Origin of the sequence: Spartinivicinus marinus (assembly GCF_026309355.1) — a bacterium.
In the GTDB taxonomy this organism is placed as follows: Bacteria; Pseudomonadota; Gammaproteobacteria; order Pseudomonadales; family Zooshikellaceae; genus Spartinivicinus; species Spartinivicinus marinus.
Window position 1 is genome coordinate 3,037,780 of sequence record NZ_JAPJZK010000001.1, and the last position, 23,432, is coordinate 3,061,211.

Annotated in this window: 24 protein-coding genes and 1 tRNA gene; 13 read left to right on the top strand and 12 right to left on the bottom strand. The window is 41.1% G+C overall.

Features of this window, described 5'->3' with window-relative positions:
* The first annotated feature begins 108 nt into the window (after positions 1–108).
* On the top strand, positions 109–1,290 hold the full coding sequence (locus tag OQE68_RS13695) for an SGNH/GDSL hydrolase family protein (protein ID WP_180569992.1): 1,182 nt from the start codon (positions 109–111) through the stop codon (positions 1,288–1,290).
* A gap of 75 nt (positions 1,291–1,365) precedes the next feature.
* Here the strand turns inward: OQE68_RS13695 and OQE68_RS13700 are convergent, their stop codons facing one another.
* Positions 1,366–1,821: a hypothetical protein gene (locus OQE68_RS13700; RefSeq protein ID WP_180569991.1), complete on the bottom strand. Its 456-nt coding sequence runs from the start codon at positions 1,819–1,821 to the stop codon at positions 1,366–1,368.
* A gap of 229 nt (positions 1,822–2,050) precedes the next feature.
* Here OQE68_RS13700 and OQE68_RS13705 point away from each other — a divergent pair, with 229 nt between their 5' ends.
* Together OQE68_RS13705 and OQE68_RS13710 are read left to right on the top strand one after the other, a co-directional pair.
* A complete protein-coding gene (locus OQE68_RS13705) occupies positions 2,051–2,617 on the top strand; it encodes a hypothetical protein (protein WP_180569990.1) in 567 nt (188 codons plus the stop codon).
* Positions 2,618–2,651: 34 nt separating this feature from the next.
* Positions 2,652–2,728, top strand: a tRNA-Arg gene (locus tag OQE68_RS13710).
* Between the two features lie 17 nt (positions 2,729–2,745).
* Here OQE68_RS13710 and OQE68_RS13715 read toward each other — a convergent pair.
* Together OQE68_RS13715 and OQE68_RS13720 are read right to left on the bottom strand one after the other, a co-directional pair.
* Positions 2,746–3,939, bottom strand: a complete 1,194-nt coding sequence (locus OQE68_RS13715) for an adenylate/guanylate cyclase domain-containing protein (RefSeq protein ID WP_180569989.1) — start codon at positions 3,937–3,939, stop codon at positions 2,746–2,748.
* Between the two features lie 318 nt (positions 3,940–4,257).
* Positions 4,258–4,896 carry a hypothetical protein gene (locus OQE68_RS13720; protein ID WP_180569988.1) on the bottom strand — a complete coding sequence of 213 codons (639 nt, stop codon included), beginning with the start codon at positions 4,894–4,896 and terminating at the stop codon, positions 4,258–4,260.
* Positions 4,897–5,051: 155 nt separating this feature from the next.
* Here OQE68_RS13720 and OQE68_RS13725 point away from each other — a divergent pair, with 155 nt between their 5' ends.
* Entirely contained in the window at positions 5,052–5,774 is a 723-nt protein-coding gene (locus OQE68_RS13725; RefSeq protein WP_180569987.1) for a sulfite exporter TauE/SafE family protein, read from the top strand.
* A 6-nt stretch (positions 5,775–5,780) separates the two neighbouring features.
* Positions 5,781–6,593: an HAD-IIA family hydrolase gene (locus tag OQE68_RS13730; RefSeq protein WP_180569986.1), complete on the top strand. Its 813-nt coding sequence runs from the start codon at positions 5,781–5,783 to the stop codon at positions 6,591–6,593.
* A 69-nt stretch (positions 6,594–6,662) separates the two neighbouring features.
* Here OQE68_RS13730 and OQE68_RS13735 read toward each other — a convergent pair whose 3' ends face one another.
* Both OQE68_RS13735 and OQE68_RS13740 read right to left on the bottom strand, forming a co-directional pair.
* Positions 6,663–7,481 carry a Ppx/GppA phosphatase family protein gene (locus OQE68_RS13735; protein WP_180569985.1) on the bottom strand — a complete coding sequence of 273 codons (819 nt, stop codon included), beginning with the start codon at positions 7,479–7,481 and terminating at the stop codon, positions 6,663–6,665.
* The gene (locus OQE68_RS13740; RefSeq protein ID WP_180569984.1) at positions 7,471–8,142 is read right to left on the bottom strand and encodes a TetR/AcrR family transcriptional regulator; all 672 of its coding nucleotides are present in this window, start codon (positions 8,140–8,142) and stop codon (positions 7,471–7,473) included. The genes OQE68_RS13735 and OQE68_RS13740 overlap by 11 nt, the downstream gene beginning before the upstream one ends.
* A 159-nt stretch (positions 8,143–8,301) precedes the next feature.
* Between OQE68_RS13740 and OQE68_RS13745 the strand changes: the two genes are divergently transcribed.
* From OQE68_RS13745 to OQE68_RS13765, 5 genes are all read left to right on the top strand, one after another.
* On the top strand, positions 8,302–9,732 hold the full coding sequence (locus OQE68_RS13745) for a coniferyl aldehyde dehydrogenase (RefSeq protein ID WP_180569983.1): 1,431 nt from the start codon (positions 8,302–8,304) through the stop codon (positions 9,730–9,732).
* 47 nt (positions 9,733–9,779) lie between these two features.
* Entirely contained in the window at positions 9,780–10,430 is a 651-nt protein-coding gene (locus OQE68_RS13750) for a twin-arginine translocation pathway signal protein (protein ID WP_180569982.1), read from the top strand.
* A gap of 2 nt (positions 10,431–10,432) precedes the next feature.
* Complete coding sequence (locus OQE68_RS13755) at positions 10,433–12,022, top strand: GMC family oxidoreductase (protein ID WP_180569981.1); 1,590 nt, start codon at positions 10,433–10,435, stop codon at positions 12,020–12,022.
* A gap of 314 nt (positions 12,023–12,336) precedes the next feature.
* Positions 12,337–12,822 carry a pantetheine-phosphate adenylyltransferase gene (coaD, locus tag OQE68_RS13760; protein ID WP_180569980.1) on the top strand — a complete coding sequence of 162 codons (486 nt, stop codon included), beginning with the start codon at positions 12,337–12,339 and terminating at the stop codon, positions 12,820–12,822.
* Between the two features lie 179 nt (positions 12,823–13,001).
* Positions 13,002–13,256 (top strand): YfhL family 4Fe-4S dicluster ferredoxin, encoded by a 255-nt coding sequence (locus tag OQE68_RS13765; RefSeq protein WP_163831195.1) that lies wholly within the window; start codon positions 13,002–13,004, stop codon positions 13,254–13,256.
* A gap of 195 nt (positions 13,257–13,451) precedes the next feature.
* On the opposite strand, the gene OQE68_RS13770 is transcribed toward OQE68_RS13765, so the two are convergent.
* Positions 13,452–13,805 carry a hypothetical protein gene (locus OQE68_RS13770; protein WP_180569979.1) on the bottom strand — a complete coding sequence of 118 codons (354 nt, stop codon included), beginning with the start codon at positions 13,803–13,805 and terminating at the stop codon, positions 13,452–13,454.
* A 212-nt stretch (positions 13,806–14,017) separates the two neighbouring features.
* A complete protein-coding gene (mutM, locus tag OQE68_RS13775; protein WP_180569978.1) occupies positions 14,018–14,839 on the bottom strand; it encodes a bifunctional DNA-formamidopyrimidine glycosylase/DNA-(apurinic or apyrimidinic site) lyase in 822 nt (273 codons plus the stop codon).
* A 204-nt stretch (positions 14,840–15,043) separates the two neighbouring features.
* Between mutM and OQE68_RS13780 the strand changes: the two genes are divergently transcribed.
* Positions 15,044–17,086, top strand: a complete 2,043-nt coding sequence (locus OQE68_RS13780; RefSeq protein WP_180569977.1) for a hydantoinase/oxoprolinase family protein — start codon at positions 15,044–15,046, stop codon at positions 17,084–17,086.
* A 369-nt stretch (positions 17,087–17,455) separates the two neighbouring features.
* The gene (locus tag OQE68_RS13785; RefSeq protein WP_180569976.1) at positions 17,456–18,637 is read left to right on the top strand and encodes a DesA family fatty acid desaturase; all 1,182 of its coding nucleotides are present in this window, start codon (positions 17,456–17,458) and stop codon (positions 18,635–18,637) included.
* 112 nt (positions 18,638–18,749) lie between these two features.
* On the opposite strand, the gene OQE68_RS13790 is transcribed toward OQE68_RS13785, so the two are convergent.
* The 5 genes from OQE68_RS13790 to radC form a co-directional block, all read right to left on the bottom strand.
* A complete protein-coding gene (locus OQE68_RS13790) occupies positions 18,750–18,977 on the bottom strand; it encodes a hypothetical protein (RefSeq protein ID WP_180569975.1) in 228 nt (75 codons plus the stop codon).
* A 290-nt stretch (positions 18,978–19,267) separates the two neighbouring features.
* Positions 19,268–20,593: a prephenate-dependent tRNA uridine(34) hydroxylase TrhP gene (gene trhP, locus OQE68_RS13795; RefSeq protein WP_180569974.1), complete on the bottom strand. Its 1,326-nt coding sequence runs from the start codon at positions 20,591–20,593 to the stop codon at positions 19,268–19,270.
* Between the two features lie 262 nt (positions 20,594–20,855).
* Entirely contained in the window at positions 20,856–21,011 is a 156-nt protein-coding gene (rpmG, locus tag OQE68_RS13800; RefSeq protein WP_180569973.1) for a 50S ribosomal protein L33, read from the bottom strand.
* 12 nt (positions 21,012–21,023) lie between these two features.
* Positions 21,024–21,260, bottom strand: a complete 237-nt coding sequence (gene rpmB, locus OQE68_RS13805; RefSeq protein ID WP_180569972.1) for a 50S ribosomal protein L28 — start codon at positions 21,258–21,260, stop codon at positions 21,024–21,026.
* A gap of 161 nt (positions 21,261–21,421) precedes the next feature.
* A complete protein-coding gene (gene radC / locus OQE68_RS13810; RefSeq protein WP_180569971.1) occupies positions 21,422–22,096 on the bottom strand; it encodes a RadC family protein in 675 nt (224 codons plus the stop codon).
* Between the two features lie 110 nt (positions 22,097–22,206).
* On the opposite strand from radC, the gene coaBC reads away from it, so the two are divergent.
* Positions 22,207–23,427, top strand: a complete 1,221-nt coding sequence (gene coaBC, locus OQE68_RS13815; RefSeq protein ID WP_180569970.1) for a bifunctional phosphopantothenoylcysteine decarboxylase/phosphopantothenate--cysteine ligase CoaBC — start codon at positions 22,207–22,209, stop codon at positions 23,425–23,427.
* The last annotated feature ends 5 nt before the right edge of the window (positions 23,428–23,432 follow it).

The window sequence follows — 23,432 nt, forward strand, 5'->3', positions numbered from 1 at the left end:
ATTTTGCCTCTCCCACATGGAGTGGTTTGTGAAAGGGTATTAAAAATAAACAACTTCTATGTGATAGAGGGTGGCATTTTATACTTCAAAATAAAAAGAATATTAATTATGAAAAAACTAATAAGGCTTTCTGTCATTGCTGTACTGTTATTTTCTGCAACTCAACTTTCTGCAAAAGAACAAGTGAGTATTAGTCGTATTGTGATTTTTGGGGATAGTTTGAGCGATACAGGGAAAATGTATAAAAAGTCAAAAGGGTGGTTACCATCCAGTCCACCATATTATACTGGGAGATTTGCTGATGGGCCAGTTTGGGTTGACTACATAAAAGAGGCTTTTCAAAAGAAAGCAATTGACTTAACAATAATTAATGAGTCAGAAGGCGGTGCTACAGCAGCTGCATATGAAAAAGAGTCTTACAACCCAACTTATCAAGTGATTAATAATCTTGAACATGAAGTAGAACAGTTTTTAGAAAATAATAAATTCCAATCTTCTGATCTTGTAATTATTTGGGCTGGCGCCAATGATTATGTGACAAATAACTGGCGAGATACGGACAGAGTGATGTTGGCTATTGATCAAACAATTAGTCAGGCATTAATTGGAGGAGCTGCCCAGGTGTTGGTTATTAATATACCTAAACTCAATATAACGCCTTTCTCAAATTATTACGATAATACACAATCTGCTGATCTAGAAAATATCTCAACCAAACATAATCAAGAATTAATTAGGTTAATGAGTACAAGAAACCCTGATAAAGTCAGGCTATTTGATGTTGCAAGTGAGTTGAAAGAAATCATTCAAAATGCAGCGAGTTTAGGTTTTACTAATACTGATCAGGCCTGCTATACCAAGGGTTATATCTGGCACCCTTTTATAAAAGGTAAAAGCAAACAGTATGCTCATAGTAAGTCGCTAATACAGTATGATTACTATGGTTTGAAAACTGAACCAAAAAAAATGGAAGAGCTAAATAGGTATGAATTACGAGAGTTGTTTGAAAATGATCCTAATTTCTCTAAAAACCCTATGCTGCATGATGCTTTACCTTCAGGGCAACAAATGTCTCTTCGAGAAAGGGATACTTTCAATCGACAAGGTAATTCTAGGCTAATAGATGACGATGACTCTACAATGGCTAGAAGTATTGATATAGCAGGTAATGCACCAGATAACTGCGATGGCTATTTATTTTGGGATAAGGTACATCCAACAACTGCTGCACATCAAGTGTTGGCTGATAGACTGTATAGCTTCTTTGAACTGTACTATACCCTCCGCTGAGGGTAGCTGCTCTACACCTAATAATGAATCGTGATTGGTATCCCTTCTACGATTCATTATTAGGTGTAATTCAAGCTATTGCCCTAGAAGAATCTGTTTAGTTATTGATTGCACTTCAGGGTTAGTCATCAATTGTTGAATCTTGGGATTGTTCTGCAAGGCATTCATATTACCACTGTTGATTAATTGCATCAGTTCAGGGTCTGCAAGTATTGCTTTGACTTGTGGATCATTTTGTAGTGCCAATATGGCTTTCATTGTTTCAGGACTATTAATAAGTGATTGCCTAATGCTATCAATTGATAGATTATTAGCAGTCGCTGCTTTATCCTTACTTATTGAACGAACCTTCTTTTGCTCTATTCGCATTTGGCCCAGGCTAGGTGTATCGATAACGTAAACCCCGTCGTTTAGAGACTTGATCTCACCTAATATACGAGTTCCATCAACTAGTTCAATAGTTGCGGCTTGAGTAGCTATACAGAAGAGCAACCCAGTTGTCAGAGTGATAGATTTTAAGGCAGAAAGCATGGCTTTATCCTGTTAGTGGCTCAAAGTCTTCTAAGTGTAGCAGTACTTACTGGAATTAAGCTTGAAGTACTTCAGGTTCATTAGTTTTCTCTATACGAAAAACTTCTTTTAATTAAGCTCAAAGCACTTTGTTATAGGGTGCTTAGTGTTAGTTAAATTTAGCACTTTTAATGTAATTAAATAATTAGCTGTACTATTCATAATGTACATAGATTGAGGTTATTTCTTTATGAGTAAAATGTTTGCAAACAGCTCTATTTTAGCTTTGTTGGCGTTCGCAGCAGGGATTTTTTGCATTCAGTTGGATGCGTTTGCACTTAATTTAGCTTTACCTCAAATTGGTATTGATTTGTCTGCATCAGAAGGTGGGTTGAAGTGGGTTATTAGTGTTTATTTATTATCAGTCTATGTCAGTATTAGTGATGAATATATGCTTGGGGTTGTCGCTGTAGTATTTATATCAGCGCCTAAATTATCATCATTTGGTATGTATTTAATAGGCATCACTATTTGTGCAGTTTTTCTTGGTATAGCGAATGCGTTAACTTTAGTTGCAACGCAGTCCGTTGTTAGCCCTGTTGTAGCTGGTACAGCTTCTGGAATCACGAAAACAACAATCACATTAGCCGCTGGGTTGGGTGTAGTATTAACTGGAAAGGCTGCTGATCAGGCGATAGGGCTTTCAGCTGACCACATAATTCAGTCAATTTCAGTTAACATAGGCTGGTTCTATTTTTCTATTTTTGTATTTATCTGTCTATGGCGAGGACTCAAAAGTATTAGGTTAGTAGTTTAATGCTAAATCACTTCTGGGCACCCCTAATAATTGTTGGCCGGTAGCTTAATTTGGCAGAGCACACTCCTGATAAAGGTGGGTGAGGTGGTTCAAATCCTTCCCGGCCAACCATATTGTTTTTACAAGTATTAACAAGTAAATAATGATATTTCAGTATTGGTACCGGGTATTTGGTGTTTACCTAGATCGATCCAAGGTCCTTGGTGATATTGAGTAAGCGGTTCAGAAATAATCACTTTTTGATTAAGCTGCTTACAAAGAGACTCTAGTTTGGCGGCCTCATTTGCAGCCTTGCCTACTACGGTAAATTCTACTCGTCCAGAGGTGCCAATATTACCATAGTAGACTGGCCCTGAATGCAAGCCTATTCCATAACTAATTGGTGGTAAACTATCTTTGGCACGAATTTCATTTAAAACAGCGATTCTTAATTCCGCATCTTTTACAGCTAATAGTGTACGTTTACAGGCCGCTTCCCAGTTGGCGAAGTTTTGTTTGTCTACTGGGAAAATAGCTAATACAGCATCACCAATAAATCGAAGTACTTCCCCACCTTGATTGAGTACTGCACCTGCAAGACAGTCAAAGTATTGATTAAGTAATGCTAAGTACTCATCAGGCGGTAGTTTTTCAGATAGTCTGGTTGAATTTCTTAAATCTGAAAACCAAATAATAGCGTCAATGGCTTCTCCTTCACCTCGTTGTACCATGCCGGATAAAACGCGTTTTCCTGTAGTATTACCCAAGTAAGCACATATCAATGATAAAGCTGTTTCATGCCTGATCAATATTTCTAAGCCTCTCGTTGCGGCTCTAACAATTTGTTGAATACGTTTGACTTCAAGCTCTGTAAAACCGCTGGCTCGGTTAGTCGCTAGACTAATTGCACCAATTTCACCTTCAGAAAAGTTGAGAGGCAAAACCAGATAATCTGTCATTCCTTGGGCTTTTAGCTCGCTAAGTATCGGGAAGTCTAACGGCTCACTTGAAAGCGTTAGATGTCGACGAATGATGGTTGTTGCACCATTACATACTGGATGAAAAGGGCTCAGTAAATAACTGTCTCGCTCTAGCAGGCCTTGAGTTGCTTTATTAACAACGACATCTGAGCTGGCGCGAGTCCAGTAGTAGCTGATGCCTGATAATTGAGGGTGGAGAATTTGATGTAAAATTCTTACCCTTTCTAAAGGTAGGTTTACTTGTAGCATCTGCCCTACAAGCTTTTTTACCCATTCTGAAGGTGCATTTACATCAATAATAGAAGTAGCCGCCCATTCAACAACAGGATCAGGCCACTTATAGGGAGCTGTGTCATTTGACATCAGTACACCTTCATTTACAACTGTTAGTGAAAAAAGGACCTCTAGTAATTGTTTATAGTCTCTTTCTGAGTATCTAAAGGTAGTAAACAATTATTGGAGATGCCTTAATTATCTTACCCTTAGATTGATTTTAGTGAAATAATCTTATAGATGTGTTTAATAGGCGAAATTTATTATTTGTTTATAAAATAGACTCAGGATTCAGTTAGCGGTAGGGGATCTGAAAGAGCTGGTTATATTATGAACTTTTGAAGGTACTATCTGAACATAACATAACCAAGACTGGAGGTGGTAACTATAAAGATAAATGCCAAGCGACTAACTAATGGTTTTACGCCTTAATAACCCTAAACCTGCTAGTAATGTTAGGCCTAGTGTGCCGGGTAAAGGAATGCTTTCGACTTTAGCGCTAAACCTTACATCATCAAGAAATATATGAAGTGGCTCGTTGCCATTATAGCCATAGCGAAAAACTACTTTGGTAATTAACGTCTCGCTTACAAAGCCAATAAACTGATCTGTCCAGTCATTCATGTTGGCTTCTGCTGATATAGTTTCAATTTCACCAGTATTAGTAAATATATCAAGATAAGCTGTGAAGTTATTAGTGCAGCAAGTATCATCATTACCAAAAAACAAACCCAGTGCGGTAATTGGGTTTGTAAACGTCATGGAAATTGGGTCTGGATAACTATTGGTAGTTAATCCATACTTGCCTGAAGGTGTGTTGCTACCACTAAATACATCAGCAGGTGCTCTGTAAGTGCCTGTACTTGAAGAAAATTGAATACCAGTGGCAAACTGATTATCTTCAAAGTTTTCAAGTGTAAAGTTAGCTTGGTCACCAAGCCCATCTACTGAATTCACCTGGGTTATCAGGCTAGCAGATGCTGAGTTAAAATATCCTCCCCCTATAGTTAAACAGAATAGCGCTGATAATACATTGATTTTCTTCATTGGGCTTACTCCTTGCCTTGTTATTTTAGCTTTACCACTTTTAAATAAACTAACGATAAAATGCAATACGACCTTAGCATTCTTTTTGCGCTATTTGCATTGGCTATTTATAAGCTTGAAGTTGAATATGTAAAGTTATGTGATTAAGGTAGCGTATGGATTGGATAATTCTAATGATAGCTGCATTAGTGACATCCACTATTAGTGGAGTGTTAGGTTTTGCTGGCGGCCAATTATTTTTAGGTATTTTGCCTATTTACTTACCAAGCTCCGTTGTTATTCCTATGTATGGCGCTAATCAATTGGTGAGTAATAGCTCTAGGTTTCTTTTTGCTTTTAGGTGCGTTCATTGGGAGGTAGTTGGTGCTTTCTTGAGTGGATCTATTATAGGTGTATTGACTGCTAGTTTAGTTGTCATTAATTTTAACTTTAACTATTTTCCACTGTTGATTGGTTTATTCATTTTGCTAAGCACTTGGACGCAACTATTCAGCTGGCTAAATCGTTTGAACTACTCTATGTGGCTTATTGGCTGCTTGCAGTCTGGACTAGGTGTAATTGTTGGTGCAACAGGCCCTTTGGCAACTGCTGTGTTGACAGATAGGGGGTTGACTAAAGATGGAGTAGTAGCAACTAATGCCGTACTAATGGCAATCAGCCATGTTTTTAAAGTGGTTGTCTATGGAGCTTTAGGTTATTCAATTTTAGGTTATTGGCCGCTTATCATTATGCTTGCTATTGCGAGTGTGATAGGTACATATATTGGTACAAAAGTACGCCATAAGCTGAGTAACAAAAGCTTTTCTTCTATAGTAAAGTGGGTACTTACGTTGGTAGCTGTTAACTTGATTGTTCAGTCACTGTATATGAATTTCTAAGTGCAAATGAAGTTGGTAAGTGTGAATTATTTAGATGTCATAGATTATAGTAAGATCAAAGGAATTATACTCGATATTGATGGCACATTAGTGTTGAATAATTTAGCTTTACCTGGGGCTGTAGATGCCATTGCCAAGCTTAGAGGAGCAGGGATAATCTTGCAGTTTGTGACTAACACCACTGGGCGTTCTCCAGAACAGCTATCAGTGATGTTAACCAAGCTTGGTTTTGATATTAAATCGCATGAAATACAGACATCAGTTTCCGCCTGTAAATACTATATATCAACCCATTTTGCTGGAAAATCAGGGTATTTAGCTATACCCGAAGCAACAAAACAGATGTTGCCAGAAGTAGGTCACACAGAGGAAAATCCAGCTTTTGTTATTTTGGGGGATCTAGATTATGGGTTTAATTATGAAGTATTAAATCGAGTATTTAATTTTATACGTCAAGGAGCGCAGTTAATAGCATTCCATCGTAACCCTTATTATTTTAAAGAAGGAAAAACCTGGTTGGATAGTGGGGCTTTTACTAGTGCACTAGAGTCTATCACTCAACAAACGGCTGTTATTACAGGGAAGCCATCACCTACTTTATTTGATAGTGCAGTTAATGTTATGGGGTTATTGAAGGAGCAAGTGCTTGTGGTAGGAGATGATGTTGATAGTGATATTCAAGGTGCTAAAAATGCAGAACTAGCATCCCTATTGGTAGGTACAGGAAAGTTTACACCAGAACAATTAAGTAAGGATAACATAAGCTCAAATAAATTCATTTCTGAAATAAAAGATCTATTATGTATTTTAGATATTTAATATAAATTAGTAAGTGAAACTTTACATTGGTGGTTAAGTGCATATAACAGTTATTAGTAGGCATTAGGACTAAAGCCTATTTGCAAAATCAATAAGCGGCAAACCATCAACAATAGTTAGATTATTCGCCATAAAAAAATCTTCACTACTGTTGCTAAGTAATGCAACTATTAAACAGTTAGAAGCGATAGCGCCATCCATCCATTCAGGGTCAAAAGGGGATAAGCTGCGAAGCTCCTCTAATGTTTTTGGTGCTAGTTGATTTGCCAGTTTAATAAAGTCTGATTTTGCACATTTATCTTTAGTTAGTGGTACAGCTAAATGTTCTAGATAACGTTTTTCACCGCCGGTATAAATAAATGAATCTATTGGCTTGGGTAGCTGGCTGGTTAACCAGTCGATACACGGTTTGATGTTTCTATTTTCTGGTTTGTCAGATAAATTAAATTGTTGGGTTAAATAATTTAAGCCATACGAATAAAATAGTGTTTCTTGATCGGGTTGAATAAGTTGAATGCTGCCACCACCAGCGTCAATTATCGTATAATCATTAGAATAGCCATGGTGCTGACAAGCTAAACGAATTAACTCTGCTTCTTGCTGTTGGGTTATTACTTTCAGTGGAATTGAAAGTTTGTTGCACGCTTGTTCGGCGTGCTCTCTTAATGTTGTATTATTTCTAAGGGCGGCAGTACCCATAGCTAAAATTGGCTCATTTACTGAGAACTCGTTTAACAGGTTTTTAAGCTGAGTATATATTGTATGGCAGTCATATTTATGCTGTATCCACTTCCAGCTTCTTAAGCAGTACTTGACTAGTTCAACAGACTCTAAGTGGTAAAGTTTTGCTGAATGACTGCCCAGGTCAATAAACCATTTATACTGCATCTATTGCCTCAAATAGTAAGGAAGGGGAGGTTAGCTCTGGGAGTGTTTTCAGTTCATATAAAGCTTTTTTAGTAAAAAAAGCCAATTCTATAGCCATAATTTGAAAGATGCTTTCGTGAATCCATTGTTTGGTTAATCGATTGTTGTCTGACAAAACAGCGGTTCGTAAAAAGCTAACCCATGAAGTCATTGTAATCCAGCAGTGATTGCTTAATGCCTTTAATTGGATGTCACTGGCTGTCATATAGCCCTCTGTACGTAGGGCATTATAAATAGCTTCGGCTGACTGCAGGCAGAACCGAGAAAACTGCTTGTATCTTTCATGCAATATCGGGTCAGAAACTAACAGGTGTTCCAAGTCTTGGTGGAAAAACCGATAACACCACATGCATTGTACAACTGCTGTTAAGTAATGCTGTTTGTCTGTAAGTGTGATAGAGCGGCTTTCAGGCAATACTAAAACGCTCTGTAAGTCATTTTCATACTTAAGATAAATCTGATAAATGATCTCTTGTTTATTTTTAAAGTGGTAATACAGATTGCCTGGTGATATTCCTAAGTGAGAAGCAATATGGTTTGTTGTCACGTTTCGCTCCCCTTGCTCGTTAAAGAGAGCCAAGCTGGTGTTAATGATCTTATCTCGTGTTTTAGGTTTTGCCACAAATAAACCTGTTAAATCTATAAAAGCTATTAAGTTTATAAAGCTTATTAAATCTATAGCTGCTATTGACTATTTAGAGTAATAACTCTAATAATGTTATCAGTGACAAGCAGTAAAAGGAATACAAGTTAACGTCCTTCTTGCTGGAGAAGATCAATTATGGCCATACCTGCTGCTCAAATGCGTTCAACAACAGAGCTTAACCCTTTACTTGATCGACTTCGGGATCTTCAGTGTGGGTTTCGAAAGCAACCTATGCCAACGGTTTTGGAGCGAACTGAATGGCTAGCTAAATTGAAGCAGGTATTGCTGGATGCCCAGGATCAGCTGGTTACTGCTTTAAACGAAGATTTTGGTAACAGAGCGACACCAGAAACTATGCTGGGTGAAATCATGCCAAGCATTCAGGGCATCAATTATGCCATGAAACGCATCAAACGTTGGATGAAACCAAGCAAGCGTCATGTAGGGTTGCAGTTACAGCCGGCGAAAGCAAAAGTCATCTACCAGCCTCTGGGTGTTGTCGGCATTATTGTGCCTTGGAATTATCCCATTTATTTAGCCATGGGGCCTTTAACAACCGCATTGGCAGCAGGTAATCGAGCTTATTTGAAGCTTTCTGAATATACACCCAAAACCTCAGCATTATTAGCTGAACTATTAACCAATAATTTTCCTGATGATTTAGTTGCTGTAGCCACTGGTGATGCTCAAGTGGGGATTAATTTTTCTAAACTGCCTTTTGATCACTTGTTATTTACTGGCTCAACCCAGGTGGGGCATGCGGTAATGGCGGCAGCAGCAGAAAACCTTACCCCAGTAACACTAGAGTTGGGTGGTAAGTCGCCAGTGATTATTGATAAGGATTTTCCCATTGCTGAAGCGGCTGAACGTATTTGTTTTGGTAAAGCATTTAATGCTGGGCAAACCTGCGTGGCACCTGATTATATTTTATTACCAAAGTCGCAGGAAAATAATTTTATTAATGCTTTTAAAGCCTGCTTCAATAAAATGTATAGCAGTAATCAACAGCACTACAGTTGTATTATCAATGAAAGGCAATATCAGCGTTTACAAGATTGGTTGGTAGATGCTACCCAGCAAGGTGCCACAATACATAAAATGGAAAGTGTTGCTGAGGATGCTGAGCAAGGCTGCATGACAATGCATTTAGTTGCTAATACAAAACCTGGAATGAAGATAAGACAGCAGGAAGTATTTGGGCCGATTTTACCAATAGTGGGCTATGAAAATCTTGATGAAGCAATCGGGCTAGTAAATTCCGGGCCACGGCCATTAGCACTATATTATTTCGGTTTAGATGAAAACCAACAAGAAAAAGTCCTGACTCATACCCATTCAGGAGGGGTATGTATTAACGATACTATGATGCATGTGGCGGTAGATGACTTACCCTTTGGGGGGGTTGGTCACTCAGGAATGGGACAATATCATGGACATGAAGGATTTTTAACATTTTCAAAAGCTAAACCAGTGTTTAGTAAGGGTAAATTTAATGGAGCTAAGCTGGTTTATCCACCGTATAAACAGCCTATTTTAAAATTACTGTACCGATTTTTTGTTAGATAATCTTACAGTGATTTGTGCCAATATCTTTAATAATAAAATACACAAATATGCCTGCTGATAAATACAATGAAAGTGGTGTTGCTTTATCTAATAAATATTTTTCATCTAATAAGCATTTTATGTTGAAACGCCGTCAGCTTTTAAAAGTGGGAGCTGTTGGTTCGTTGGTGCTCTCGGGTGTGATTGTTGTTAATCAGCTGGCTGATAATCGCTTTAGTGAAAAAACAACAGGCTATCAATTTCTGAATTCAGCTGATATTGTCTTCTTGAGTGCAGTTACACCTGTTATTTTAGGGATAAATACAGCTGAGTTAAGAGCAGATCAGGTCAGGCAGGGACTAAACTGGGGGCTTGCACAACAAAAAGCTTTTCTAAAGCAGCTAGATGAAAAGCTAGCTTATTTATCGCCTGCATTACAACTTGAACTGAGAGAATTGTTAGATTTGGTGGGTTCTCCTTTCAGTCGGTGGCTGATTACAGGTATCCACAGTAGCTGGGAAAACACTTCAACATTAGCCATAGAAAATTTTTTACGACGCTGGCAGACCAGTCGTATTAAGTTATTACGTAAAGCCCACCATGGTTTAACGCAATTATGCATTATGGCTTGGTATAGTTTGTCTGATAGCTGGCCTGCTATTGGTTATCCTGGCCCTCCTTTTCAGCAGACGTTAATTACACCCTCTAATCAATTTTAAATATGGCTATACCTGATCCTATACAACAAGGCATAAAAAGTGGCTGGCAGGTGGTTAATGGATTAAAAATAACCAAGCCTTCGGTCTTTGAGGCAGATGTCGTTATCATCGGCACAGGAGCTGGTGGTGGCATTGCCGCAGAAATTCTCAGTAATGCTGGCTTAACTGTGCTGATGGTTGAGGAAGGACTGCTTCGGTCGTCTAATGATTTTAATATGGATGAGCATATTGCTTATGCTGAGCTATATCAGGAAGGCGGTGGGCGGTCGACTAAAGATGGTGCGATTACAATAATGCAAGGAAAAGCGGTAGGGGGGACAACGGTAGTAAATTGGACATCCTGTTTTCATACGCCAGATGCTACTTTGCAGTTTTGGCAAGATCAGTTTTCGGTGACAGGCATTACAGCAGAAACGCTGGCTCCTTGGTATCAATACATTGAAAAGCGCTTAAATATAGGCTCTTGGGATGTACCGCCAAATCCAAATAATGGGGTATTAAAAACAGGCTGTGAAAAGCTGGGGTATCAGGTTGCTAGTATTCCTCGTAATGTTAAAGGCTGTTGGAACTTAGGCTACTGTGGTACGGGATGTCCCACCAACGCTAAGCAGTCAATGTTGGTGACTGCAATTCCTACTGCATTGAACAATAATGCAACTTTATTATATGCCACTGTTGCTCAACGGTTTAATTGGCAGCAAAACCAGGTTAACGAGCTTGTTTGCTTTCCATTACAAAAAGCCAATGGTGTGTTAAATAAACAGGCACCTATTAAGATTAAAGCCAAACACTATTTACTAGCAGCTGGAGCAATTGGCAGCCCAGCAATACTGCTACGCTCCAATGTACCTGATCCATACCGAAGAATTGGTCAGCGTACTTTTTTACATCCTGTTACCATGAGTGTTGCCCAAATGTCGGAAAAAATTGCAGGCTATTCAGGGGCACCTCAATCCATTTATTCGGATCACTTCCAGTGGCCTGACGGTGATAGTATGGGTTTTAAATTAGAAGTGCCGCCACTGCAGCCTGTATTAGCTTCGGTGTTAATGAAGAAAACCGGTGATGAGCTGCATCAGCACATGTTAAAACTGCCTTATACCCAAGTGCTATTGGCATTATTAAGAGATGGTTTTCATCCTGAAAGCCAGGGTGGCAGGGTGATACTCCGAAATGATGGGACACCGGTTTTGGATTATCCAATAACACCTTATATCTGGAGGGCGGTTAAGCATTCGCTGTTAACCATGGCAGAAATACAGTTTGCAGCCGGTGCTACACAAGTGTTTCCTGCTCATATTGACTCTTCTTTGAGCAGTAGCTGGCCTGAAGTTAAAGAGCAGATCAATAGTCTGGACCTTGTGTCTTATAAAACTTTATTAGGCTCTGCCCATGTGATGGGGGGCTGTGGAATGGGTGAAAAGCCCTATAATAGTGTGGTAAACAGCCAGAGTCGTTTTCATCACCTTGATAATTTATCCATCTTGGATGGCTCAGTATTTCCCTCCAGCATTGGTGCTAACCCTCAATTGTCTATTTATGCATTTAGTGCATTACAGTCAAGTCGGTTAGCGAATGAGCTAAAAAGTTAAAAAAACATCAGCTGAGTTATTTATTTATCCGCAAACCACCTTGTATTTATATACTCTTCATATACCATTCGCTTTATAGCGAAGACATTTAGTGTTTGATATGGAAAACAGGGTATTCTTCCTCCGCGCTTGAAGAGCCTTCCTTGGCTCTTCAAGCGCTAAAGCGACATCCAATCGCAGCTACAAGAACACCCCCTCCATATCTGCTGGCTATAGCCTATTTGGGATAAAAAGTTATTTTCTGAATACAGTTATTGAAAAGCACTGAAAAAAACCGGAATTACTGTCCCGGAAATATTGTTATAGGGAAAACTATGAATACCGTTATCTACCCAGGTACATTTGATCCGATTACCAAAGGTCATACTGATTTGGTAGAGCGGGCTGCCAAACTGTTTGATCAGGTTGTTATTGCTGTAGCAGAAAGCCCAAAAAAGAAGCCGATTTTCTCCTTAGAGCAGCGAGTAAGCTTAGCTAAAGAAGCAACCAGTCAGCTCAAAAATGTCGAAGTGTGTGGCTTTAATAATCTATTGGCTGACTTTGTTCAAGAGCGCCAGGCTAATGTGATATTGAGAGGGCTAAGAGCGGTATCAGACTTTGAATATGAGTTTCAGCTGGCTAACATGAATCGCATTTTAGCGCCTAGTGTTGAAAGTTTATTTTTAACGCCTTCAGAAAAGTATTCTTATATTTCTTCAACCTTGGTAAGAGAGATTTCTTCATTAGGAGGGGATGTTTCTAAGTTTGTTCATCCTTGTGTAGAGCAAGCATTGAAGGACTGTTTTGAATCCCATCAGTGAAGAGGCCGTTGATTAAAACACACACAAACTATCCGTTTTTCAGCTACACAGAAGTAGCGTACAATTAGCTTTGGGCTTGTGTCCTAGAAGGATGTGCCCTAGATGTTGTAACAACAGCGTTCAGCCGCAATAAAATTACAATGATGTAGTGACTGGCGCCAATAACTGTGAGCTAAGCAATGGCATTACTGATTACTGATGAGTGTATAAACTGCGATGTTTGTGAGCCGGAGTGCCCAAACAGTGCTATTTCACCTGGTGAAGAGATTTACGAAATTGACCCTATGCTCTGCACCGAATGTGTGGGCCACTATGATGAGCCTCAGTGCCAGCAGGTATGTCCAGTAGACTGTATCCCTCATGACCCTGATCACCAGGAAAGTCATGATGAGCTGATGCAAAAGTATATGATAATTACTGGCCAGGCCAGTTAACGCCCTTCTTTTGGCGCTAGCCATTAATCTGCAAAGCTACTCATCAGCTTGCAAAGAGAGAATTAAGCACAAACCACAATAACGCTTACTGGCAACAGACCTTATAACCTTTTGTTGGTTGCTATAAGTGTTCTGGTGCCAGGCGTTCGTGTACTGCTTAACTTGAGTGATTAAGCTTACCCGGCTTTAAATATCTTAGTCGTAAACTGTGCAGCCTAAACAGCGAACAAATGTTGCTCGAGCGGGCTGTAAAACTAGTGTCTCAGCGGCTTGACCAGCATTTTCACCAAGTAGTGAAAATGGCAAGGTAACCACATAAGCGACAGAGCCCACAATAGTCATACCAAATAATAGTGGCCGCGCAATCAATGCATCTCCTACCATGGCATATGCCGATGGGTCTTGCTTGGTACCGACAATGGTACGCTCTGCTTTTACATCTGCATCAATCGATTGAATCTCAGCTTGACTGGTAACAGGCATTGCTAAAAGTACAGCGGTTAATACAGTCCCCAACAACCCTGAAAGCTTTGACTTCAGCCTTTGCATAGCGTTTTCCTTATTATCAAACGGTGCTTTTACAATATAATCAACTATAACAACTCTGGGCCATCTGTCATCATATGGCAACAATTAGGCTTATTTATTACACGCAGATGACAAAATAGGCTTTATTTATGAAGTTGACAATAATGGCCTATTATTCAACAAATTGTTTGTGAAATATGTCGTATTTTTCACTTATTACCCCATCAGTTTGGCTAAGTCTGACAGCGTTGACAGTATACAGTTGCACGTTGTCCAAGCTTAACCTCTACTAATGTCTTACCACAGATTAGACAAGCTTCGCCGCCTCGGCCATATACGGATAACTCTTGTTTGAAATAACCAGGTTTGCCATCTCCTCCAACAAAGTCCTTTAAGGTGGTGCCACCTTGCTCAATAGCTGCTGTTAATACTGTTTTGATTTCAGCACCTAAACGAATATAGCGTTGCCGGGAAATGCTGCCTGCTTGTCTGTCTGGTCTAATACCTGCCTTAAATAGAGCTTCATTGGCGTAAATGTTTCCAACACCCACCACGACCTGGTTATCCATAATAAATTGCTTAACTGCTACAGATCGCTTTTTGGAGCGTTCAAATAACAGGTTGCCATCAAACTGATCTGTTAGAGGCTCTGGGCCAAGATGGCTTAGAAGCTGATGCTCTTGAATAGGTATGCTGTTATCAGCCCATAGAATAGCACCAAACTTCCGAGGGTCAGTAAAGCGTAAGATCTGCCCATTGCTAAACACAAAGTCGGCGTGGTCATGCTTGGCAATCGTTTGGGAGGGGGTGACTATTCGTAGGCTGCCAGACATACCTAGATGAATAATCAAGGTGCCTTGTGGAAAGCTAAACAATAAATACTTGGCTCGGCGTTCTATGTTGATGAGCTGAGAGCCTGTCAGCAATTCGGGTAATGTATCAGGAACAGGCCAGCGAAGACGGTGTTCACGAATAATCACTTGCTCAATACTGCTACCCTCAACATGCGGGCTTACACCGCGGCGGGTTGTTTCAACTTCTGGTAACTCTGGCATAAAAAATACTAGGGCATAATGAAAATAGAGTGTAAATCACTTGGGGTTTACATAATACATAGTGAGATTGCAAAAAAAGACTATGAGTGCAGTAGTTTTGCGACACTCTCTAAAGAGGGTGGGCGTAAAACAGGTGTAGCCTAGCGAGCTAAGTTGGCATAATAAAGCTTTAATCGCGGTTTTGGAATAAGGTCACCAGCTACCATGACACATCCACTGCATCTGCTCGGTGTTGATACGGGCGGTACGTTTACAGATTTTGTCTATTTACAGACAGTGCCTTTATCAACTACATCTGCTGCTACCGGTGATCAAGTGACAGCTGAAGTGGTGATCCATAAAGTACTTAGTACGCCACAAGCACCTGCACAAGCTATTTGGCAGGGTATTAGTGAAATGGGACTGCAGCCGCTAATAGAGGCGGGAAGTCTCCTGCTTATTCATGGCTCAACAGTAGCAACCAATGCAGCCCTTGAAGGTAAAGGCGTGAAAACGCTTTATGTCACTAATGAAGGATTTGCTGATGTTTTAACCATTGGGCGGCAGCAGCGCCAGGAGTTATATAACTTCCAGCCTGATCCGATAAAACCACCTGTGCCTAAAGCGTTGTGTATTGAGGTAGGGTGTCGGTTGGATGCAAAAGGCAACAATATATTGCCATTAACAGGGATTGATATTTATAAATTGCAGCAAGCGGTAGCTGAGCACCAGCCTGCTGCGGTGGCAATCAATTTGTTGTTTTCATTTCTAAATGATGCAGATGAAAAAGCCCTTGAAGCTGCTGTTAGTGATCGAACATTTACTAGTCGCTCATCATTTGTGTTACCTGAATACAGAGAGTATGAGCGTGGTATGGCCACCTGGCTGAATGCCTGGTTGGGACCAATAGTAGCCAGCTATTTAAATGAGTTGTGTCGGGTAACGGCCCCCTGCCCAGTGGCAGTGATGCAGTCATCTGGTGGTACGACCGCAGCTGAGCAAGCTAGTAATCGAGCGGTTAACTTGCTGCTATCGGGACCAGCTGGCGGCTTGTCGGCAGCTAGTTTTATAGGCAACTTGATTGGGCAAAGTAAGCTGATTACTTTTGATATGGGAGGAACATCCACTGATGTGGCTTTAATTGATGGCAGGTTCAAACTCACAAATGAAGGGAAAATTGCCAACTACCCCGTGGCGGTGCCAATGGTTGATATGCACACCATTGGAGCTGGTGGAGGCTCTATTGCTTATCTTGATAGCGGCGGTATGCTACAGGTGGGGCCAGTTTCTGCAGGAGCAGAGCCGGGTCCAGCTTGCTATGGCTTGGGGGGGTATAGCCCTACTGTCACAGATGCTAATCTGGTACTAGGTCATTTGCCCTCTGCAACTCTGTTAGGCGGTAGCCTTAAGCTAGATATCAAGGCAGCAAAGCAAACGGTTGCAGACTTAGGTGAAACAGTCGGACTGGTAACTGAAGAGATGGCAAAAGGAATTATTCAGCTTGCCAATGAGCACATGGTTAATGCAATACGAGTTATTTCTATTCAAAAGGGCTATGACCCACAGGAATTTACTTTATGTTGTTTTGGTGGTGCAGGAGGGCAACATGTTTGTGCTGTAGCGGATGCTTTAGGCATGGCCCAAGCGATAGTGCCTGTTAATAGTGGAGTGCTATCAGCGCTCGGAATGCTGGCAGCTCCTAGATCACGGCAGTTGGTCCATACCTATCAAAAGCCTTTTAGCCAATTAATAGAATCAGAACTGCATCAGGCTTTTTGCCACTTAAAGCATAATGGTGTTGCTGAGCTAGCTGCGGAAGGGCTGGCTGAAGCAGAGTTAACAGTTGATGCCGAAGTGGATGTACGTTACTTAGGGCAGTCCTTCACACTCACGGTTCCTTGCGATTGGCAGCAGCCTGATTTGAGAGCAATGCAAGAGGCGTTTCACTTGGCGCACCAAGCACATTATGGGCACCGCATGGAGTCTGGAGTTGAGCTGGTCAATTTGCGGCTGGCTCTAAAAGCGCCCCAATTGGCTATTGAGCTACCAGAAATAGAGTGCCAACCATTAACTGAGGTTGATTGTTGTCATGTTCACGGAGTTTCTAGCAAAGTGCCTATTTACCAGCGAGCAGAGCTTGGCCGGGGTATAATTATTCAAGGTCCAGCTATTGTTTGTGAGCAGGTAGCAACAACCTACCTTGCTCCTGGTTGGCAAGCAGAGGTGGATCGGTTTGGTAACTTACAGCTTAATCGCCAAAATAATTAAAACGTTGCAAATTAAAACAGCTAGCAAGTGTCTAACAGTTTCTGTTAAGAAAAAAATGACTTGTGTTTTTACTAACCTGAATAATAAGCCGACCAACCAAGCTAGTTAAAAAGGATTAGTTTCCGGTAGGGTGTAAACAAAGAAAGTATGTGTGGTAGTACTGATTGATATTAAAAAATTTGAAGTGGAGGGGGCTATTGGTGGAATGGTATTTGCTGCTCCCTTCAAGTCTTGACTACACCAAAGGTCATGTAACAACCAGGTTGTTATAACTGATATCTATCTCCTGCGGGTGTTAAATAGAAATTGGATAAGAATAAGTTGAGGGTGCTTCGGGCACCCCTTAAGTAAAGTTAGAGGATATTACTCATGTGGTATAACGGACTGCTTCAACTGTCCATTGGCGAACTAATTTTAGCTGTCATATTGCTAACCCACCTTACCATTATCAGCGTAACTATTTATCTCCATCGTTTTAGTGCCCATAACGCTTTGGAATTACATCCAGCCTTGCAGCATATATTTCGTGCTTGGTTATGGTTAACAACAGGTATGACAACAAAAGCCTGGACAGCTATTCACAGAAAACATCATGCCAAGTGTGAAACGGAGGAAGATCCTCATAGCCCAGTAATTAAAGGAATTAAAAAAGTATTCTGGCAAGGGGCAGAACTCTATCGTGAAGAAGCTGAAAATGAAGAAACTTTGGAGCGTTATGGTCAGCGTACCCCAAATGATTGGATAGAAAACAACGTCTATAGCCGATTCCCTAGTTTGGGGGTGAGCTTATTGCTAATAGTTGATTTGTTGATGTTTGGCATTATTGGCTTAACTGTTTGGGCTATTCAGATGATTTGGATTCCACTTTTTGCGGCAGGTGTTATAAATGGCCTTGGCCATCACACTGGGTATCGTAATTTTGAGTGTAAAGATGCTGCCCGAAATATATGTCCTTGGGGTATTTTGATCGGAGGCGAGGAGCTGCATAACAATCATCATACATTTCCAAATTCACCGAAGTTGTCGGCAAAACCCTGGGAGTTTGACATTGGGTGGCTATATATCAAAATTCTATGCTTTTTGAAATTGGCTGATGTAAAACATAAAAAACCAGTTAGTTATACCGATAATAAGAAAAAGCATATTGATACAGAAACCATCATGGCTGTTATTAATAATCGCTTTCAAATTATGGTGCACTATCGTAAGCAAGTGATAAGCCCCATTATTAAGATTGAGAAGTCATTAGCGAAGAACAAAAAGTTATTTAGAAGGGCGCATAAACTGCTTGCACGTGAAACCAGTTTAGTTAATCCGGCTCATCAGGAACGTATTACACATCTTTTAGAACATAGCCATATATTAAAAATAATCTATGAAAAACGCATTGCATTACAGTCAATTTGGCAAACTACCTTTAAGGATAAACATGAGCGAGTTGAGGCATTAAAGGAATGGTGCCAGCAAGCAGAAGCCAGTGGGATTAAAGCACTGGCTGATTTTGCAGCGCTACTGCGTAGCTATCGGTTAGCGAGCCCTGTCTCTGGTTAAAAAGAAATTCAGGCTGTTATGGCTTTATCAATAACAGCCGCTTTCTGCCTGCCTTTGAGTCGTTCTATTTGTATATGTTGTTGCCACTAACTGAGGTAAATAAAGAAACTCCTTAGCGGTATATGACTAATTGGTTTAAATGCATCAATAGCCGGCTATTAGTCAGCCGAATGGTAACCATATCTCCTTGTAATGACTCTATTACTCCCTGCACTTTGCCGATTGATGGTAATAAGATAAAAACTGGCTGAGCTGTTTCGGCCAACTCTGCGACCAAAGCATGCCAAGTACTTATATGGACAACACTGCTGTTATGCTGTTGAGTTGCTAATCCATGCATGGTTTATTCCCCCATTAATGCACTATGGAAAAGTGTCAAAAATTAAATGGCTGGTATCACAGGTTATCACTATTGTTGTGGGTGTAAGATTAGGAAGTATTTCCCCCTTACTTCCTGAGGGTGCAGCCTTATTTATACAGTGCACCACTGCTGTAGCATAGTCTGGATACATTGGACCACAGAAATTATGTATCTAGGCTAGCGTTTTTCTCATTTGAGTAAATAGTCATTTAGGCTAATAAATACAAGTTTTTTTGGTACTGTTGTGTAAAAAAATTATTTGTGTGCTCTTATCCTAAATACTTTGTGAGTAAACCAAACTGGCTGTCATAACCCACCATAGGTATTTTTACCTGATGTCCAGAGCCTGGAGCTACATCGCGTTTTTCTCCATTTTTGGCTTCAATATGATTTAGCACAAATGTTTGATTGCCTTGCGGTGACATCAATTCTAATTTATCGCCGACTTGAAAACGGTTTTTCACATTAACAGTAATCATCTGACCATCACTATCAACAATTTCACCCACAAACTGTTGTTTTTCGCTAATCGAATTTCCTCGCTCATACATTTGATATTCATCGTGTACATGGCGTCGATAAAATCCTTCGGTGTAACCTCTGCTAGCCAGGTTTTCTAAGGTATCCATTAACTCCATATTGAAAGCTTTGCCTGCGACGGCATCATCAATTGCTTGTCGATAAACCTGTGCGGTACGGGCAACGTAATAATGGGACTTAGTGCGGCCTTCAATTTTTAAGGAGTGGACACCCATCTCAACAAAACGCGGCACATGTTGTACAGCTCTTAAATCCTTTGAATTCATAATATAGGTGCCGTGTTCATCTTCAAATGCAGGCATATATTGTTCAGGTCGTCCTTGCTCTTGAAGTAAGACAATTTGGTCAGAGGGTTTTCCACTGCCTAATTGAGGCTCAATGTTGGCTGGGTCGATTGCTTTTACGGGAACAACATTGCCTTCAGCCGTTTCTTTGGCTTCATGGGCATCGTACTTCCAGCGGCAGGCATTTGTGCAAGTCCCTTGGTTGGGATCGCGATGGTTCATATAGCCGGAGAGTAAACAGCGACCAGAATAAGCAATGCAAAGGGCGCCATGAACAAATACTTCTAATTCCATACTTGGGCATTTTTCACGAATTTCAGCCACTTCATCCAGGGATAATTCACGCGATAGAATAATGCGGCTAACGCCTTGTCTGGCCCAAAACTCAACTGCTGCATAGTTTACAACATTGGCTTGTACTGAAAGGTGAATTTCTGTTTCTGGCCAACGATCTTTTACCAGCATAATCAAGCCGGGGTCTGACATAATTAAGGCATCAGGCTGCATTTCAATAACTGGCTCAATATCACGCAGGTAGGTTTTAACCTTGCTGTTATGAGGGGCAATATTGCTAGCTAGGTAAAATTTCTTGCCCTGTTGATGGGCAATATCTATGCCTGTGGCTAAGTTTTTAAGATCAAAATCGTTATTGCGAACCCGCAAGCTGTAGCGCGGCTGTCCTGCATATACAGCGTCTGCACCATAAGCAAATGCATATTGCATATTGTTCAAAGTACCAGCTGGGGATAAAAGTTCAGGTGCCTTGACCATGGCGACTGCCTCTGAAAAAAGTAAGCTTGAAAAATGAAAGGCTGAATTTTAACTCAAGTTATACCCTTCTCGAATGATTTTTAGGGTTTGTTGTCGTCGCTCTTCACCCCAATCATTTATAAGAACATAAACTCATGGGGCTTCATCGCTCGACGGCCGCCCCTAAAAAACATTCGCTTTGGCTATAGCTGTTGAGTACTGACCTATAACAAAAAAACCCGCTTTCGCGGGTTTTTTGCACACTGACAAAACGACAAAAATCTTACTTGATTTTTGCTTCTTTGTAGATAACGTGTTTACGAACAACAGGGTCGTACTTTTTCATCTCCAGCTTGTCTGGAGTGCTACGCTTGTTTTTATCAGTGGTATAGAAGTGACCAGTTCCTGCACTGGAAACCATTCTAATTTTATCACGCATGATAGTTGCTCCTTACACTTTTTCGCCACGAGAACGAAGATCTGCTAATACGCTATCGATGCCTTTCTTATCGATGATGCGCATGCCTTTAGCAGAAACCCGCAATTTAACAAACCGCTTTTCAGACTCTACCCAAAAGCGATGGTGGTGTAAGTTAGGCAAAAAACGACGACGCGTTTTGTTGTGTGCGTGAGATACATTGTTACCGGTAACTGGACGCTTTCCAGTGACCTGACAAACCTTAGACATTTGCTCAGCCTCTGCGCTTGATTAAGTTCCAACTAGTGCCACGAGGAGGCTTGTGTTTTGCCACAGTGTGCAAGCAGCACCCCCCTTAAAGAGCAGTGCTTTATACCAGAACAGCTCTCTCTAGGCAAGAAAATTGGCTAATTTTTGAGTTGAGTTTGCTTTTAAATGTAGCCTAACTCAGCCAGTGATACGACTTTGTTGTCCCCAATAACCAAGTGGTCAATGACACTTACTTCGATCAGCTCCAGTGCTTCTTTTAAGCTGGTAGTAATGTCAACATCTGCTTGGCTGGGTTCAGCAGAACCGCTAGGGTGGTTATGAGCCAGGATGACATGCCTGGCCCCTGATTCTAGAGCTGCTTTTGCAACTTCCCGAGGGTAGATGGCTGCGCTGCTAATGGTACCAAAAAACAGCTCTTTAAACTCAATAACCTGGTTTTTGCTATTGAGCATTAGAGCGCCAAAGACCTCTCGTTGATAGGATTGTAAACAGGCCTTGATAAAATTTTTGGCAGTATCACTGCTGTTGAGTAAGGGCTTTTGACTCATCGAATGCCAGAAGTAGCGCCGGGCCATTTCTAATACAGCTTGTAGTTGGGCATATTTTGCTACCCCCATTCCTTTGATAGAGCAAAACTGACCCTGGTTGGCTTCCAGCAATGGATTAAGGCCGCCAAACTGAGTAATCATTTCTCTGGCTAAGTCAACTGCTGACTTTCCGGGTATTCCTGTGCGTAAAAATATGGCTAGCAGCTCAGCATCGGATAAATGCTTAGGGCCGTGTTTGAGTAGTTTTTCCCGAGGTTGCTCAGACTTATCCCAGTCAGTAATGGCCATAATTAAACACTGCTCCTTGTTACGACTTACTTCGAAAAAACTGGCAACAATGGTATCTTAAGCCAACTTTAAAAGACGGCAGATAATCACAAGCTGAACACATTTTACCCATGACATTAGCAACCCTAAGCAACAAACGCATTATTGTTGGTATCGCTGGCGGCATAGCCGCTTACAAAACTGCTGAATTGGTCCGGCGTCTCAAAGAGCAGGGAGCTGAAGTCAGAGTGGTGATGACGAAGGCTGCTCAGTCTTTTATTACTCCTTTGACGCTGCAGGCAGTCTCTGCCAATCCAGTCCATGTAGATTTGCTTGACCCAGCAGCTGAGGCAGCGATGGGGCATATTGAATTGGCCCGTTGGGCTGACTTAATTTTAATTGCCCCAGCTACTGCTGATGTGATGGCTAAGCTCGCGGTTGGGCAGGGGAATGACCTGCTAACGACTTTATGCCTGGCTACTGAAGCACCCATTTGTCTGGCTCCAGCAATGAATCAAGCCATGTGGAGGGATGCCAGTACTCAGCATAATGTCACCGTGTTGCATGAGCGTGGTATGCAGTGCTTTGGTCCTGCTGATGGTGAGCAGGCCTGTGGTGATGTTGGTCCAGGCCGGATGTTAGAGCCTATGCAGCTGGCTGAGTGCTGTGCTCAGCAATTTCAGTCAGAGAAATTAACGGGCAAACATGTGGTGATTACTGCAGGTCCCACTCGGGAGGCAATAGACCCTGTACGCTATATCAGTAATCACAGCTCGGGCAAAATGGGGTTTGCTCTGGCAGAAGCTGCTGTGGCTGCTGGAGCCAAGGTGACACTCATAGCAGGGCCTGTGACTCTGACTACTCCTGATCGAGTAAACCGGGTGGATGTCAGTAGTGCAATGGATATGTATCAAGCTACTCACCAGTTAATAGCGGAAACGGATATTTTTATTGCCTGCGCGGCAGTTGCTGACTATCGTCCAGAGCAAATAGCTGACCAAAAATTAAAAAAAGACCCTGCTGTTACCGAAGATGAAATGATTATTCGGCTGATTCGTAACCCTGATATTGTGGCCTCAGTAGCTAACCAGCCTAATAAGCCATTTGTCGTGGGTTTTGCTGCTGAAACCCAGGATGTTATCAATTATGCAAAAGACAAGTTAGAGCGTAAAAACCTTGACTTGATTATTGCCAATAATGTAGCTGATACGACAGTAGGCTTTAATAGTGATGAAAATGCTGTCACTGTCATTAGTCATGAAGCTGAAGACGCTTTTCCGCCAATGCCTAAAACGCTACTGGCCAGAAAACTGATTGACCTTATTAGCTCCGCTGTAGACAACCAACACTAGAAGCC

Bases quoted from the DNA above. Each gene is read 5' to 3' on its own strand.
- OQE68_RS13695 (WP_180569992.1), top strand. From the start codon at position 109: ATGAAAAAACTAATAAGGCTTTCTGTCATTGCTGTACTGTTATTTTCT.
- OQE68_RS13700 (WP_180569991.1), bottom strand. From the start codon at position 1,821: ATGCTTTCTGCCTTAAAATCTATCACTCTGACAACTGGGTTGCTCTTC.
- OQE68_RS13705 (WP_180569990.1), top strand. From the start codon at position 2,051: ATGAGTAAAATGTTTGCAAACAGCTCTATTTTAGCTTTGTTGGCGTTC.
- OQE68_RS13715 (WP_180569989.1), bottom strand. From the start codon at position 3,939: ATGTCAAATGACACAGCTCCCTATAAGTGGCCTGATCCTGTTGTTGAA.
- OQE68_RS13720 (WP_180569988.1), bottom strand. From the start codon at position 4,896: ATGAAGAAAATCAATGTATTATCAGCGCTATTCTGTTTAACTATAGGG.
- OQE68_RS13725 (WP_180569987.1), top strand. From the start codon at position 5,052: ATGGATTGGATAATTCTAATGATAGCTGCATTAGTGACATCCACTATT.
- OQE68_RS13730 (WP_180569986.1), top strand. From the start codon at position 5,781: ATGAAGTTGGTAAGTGTGAATTATTTAGATGTCATAGATTATAGTAAG.
- OQE68_RS13735 (WP_180569985.1), bottom strand. From the start codon at position 7,481: ATGCAGTATAAATGGTTTATTGACCTGGGCAGTCATTCAGCAAAACTT.
- OQE68_RS13745 (WP_180569983.1), top strand. From the start codon at position 8,302: ATGGCCATACCTGCTGCTCAAATGCGTTCAACAACAGAGCTTAACCCT.
- OQE68_RS13750 (WP_180569982.1), top strand. From the start codon at position 9,780: ATGCCTGCTGATAAATACAATGAAAGTGGTGTTGCTTTATCTAATAAA.
- OQE68_RS13755 (WP_180569981.1), top strand. From the start codon at position 10,433: ATGGCTATACCTGATCCTATACAACAAGGCATAAAAAGTGGCTGGCAG.
- coaD (WP_180569980.1), top strand. From the start codon at position 12,337: ATGAATACCGTTATCTACCCAGGTACATTTGATCCGATTACCAAAGGT.
- OQE68_RS13765 (WP_163831195.1), top strand. From the start codon at position 13,002: ATGGCATTACTGATTACTGATGAGTGTATAAACTGCGATGTTTGTGAG.
- OQE68_RS13770 (WP_180569979.1), bottom strand. From the start codon at position 13,805: ATGCAAAGGCTGAAGTCAAAGCTTTCAGGGTTGTTGGGGACTGTATTA.
- mutM (WP_180569978.1), bottom strand. From the start codon at position 14,839: ATGCCAGAGTTACCAGAAGTTGAAACAACCCGCCGCGGTGTAAGCCCG.
- OQE68_RS13780 (WP_180569977.1), top strand. From the start codon at position 15,044: ATGACACATCCACTGCATCTGCTCGGTGTTGATACGGGCGGTACGTTT.
- OQE68_RS13785 (WP_180569976.1), top strand. From the start codon at position 17,456: ATGTGGTATAACGGACTGCTTCAACTGTCCATTGGCGAACTAATTTTA.
- OQE68_RS13790 (WP_180569975.1), bottom strand. From the start codon at position 18,977: ATGCATGGATTAGCAACTCAACAGCATAACAGCAGTGTTGTCCATATA.
- trhP (WP_180569974.1), bottom strand. From the start codon at position 20,593: ATGGTCAAGGCACCTGAACTTTTATCCCCAGCTGGTACTTTGAACAAT.
- rpmG (WP_180569973.1), bottom strand. From the start codon at position 21,011: ATGCGTGATAAAATTAGAATGGTTTCCAGTGCAGGAACTGGTCACTTC.
- rpmB (WP_180569972.1), bottom strand. From the start codon at position 21,260: ATGTCTAAGGTTTGTCAGGTCACTGGAAAGCGTCCAGTTACCGGTAAC.
- radC (WP_180569971.1), bottom strand. From the start codon at position 22,096: ATGGCCATTACTGACTGGGATAAGTCTGAGCAACCTCGGGAAAAACTA.
- coaBC (WP_180569970.1), top strand. From the start codon at position 22,207: ATGACATTAGCAACCCTAAGCAACAAACGCATTATTGTTGGTATCGCT.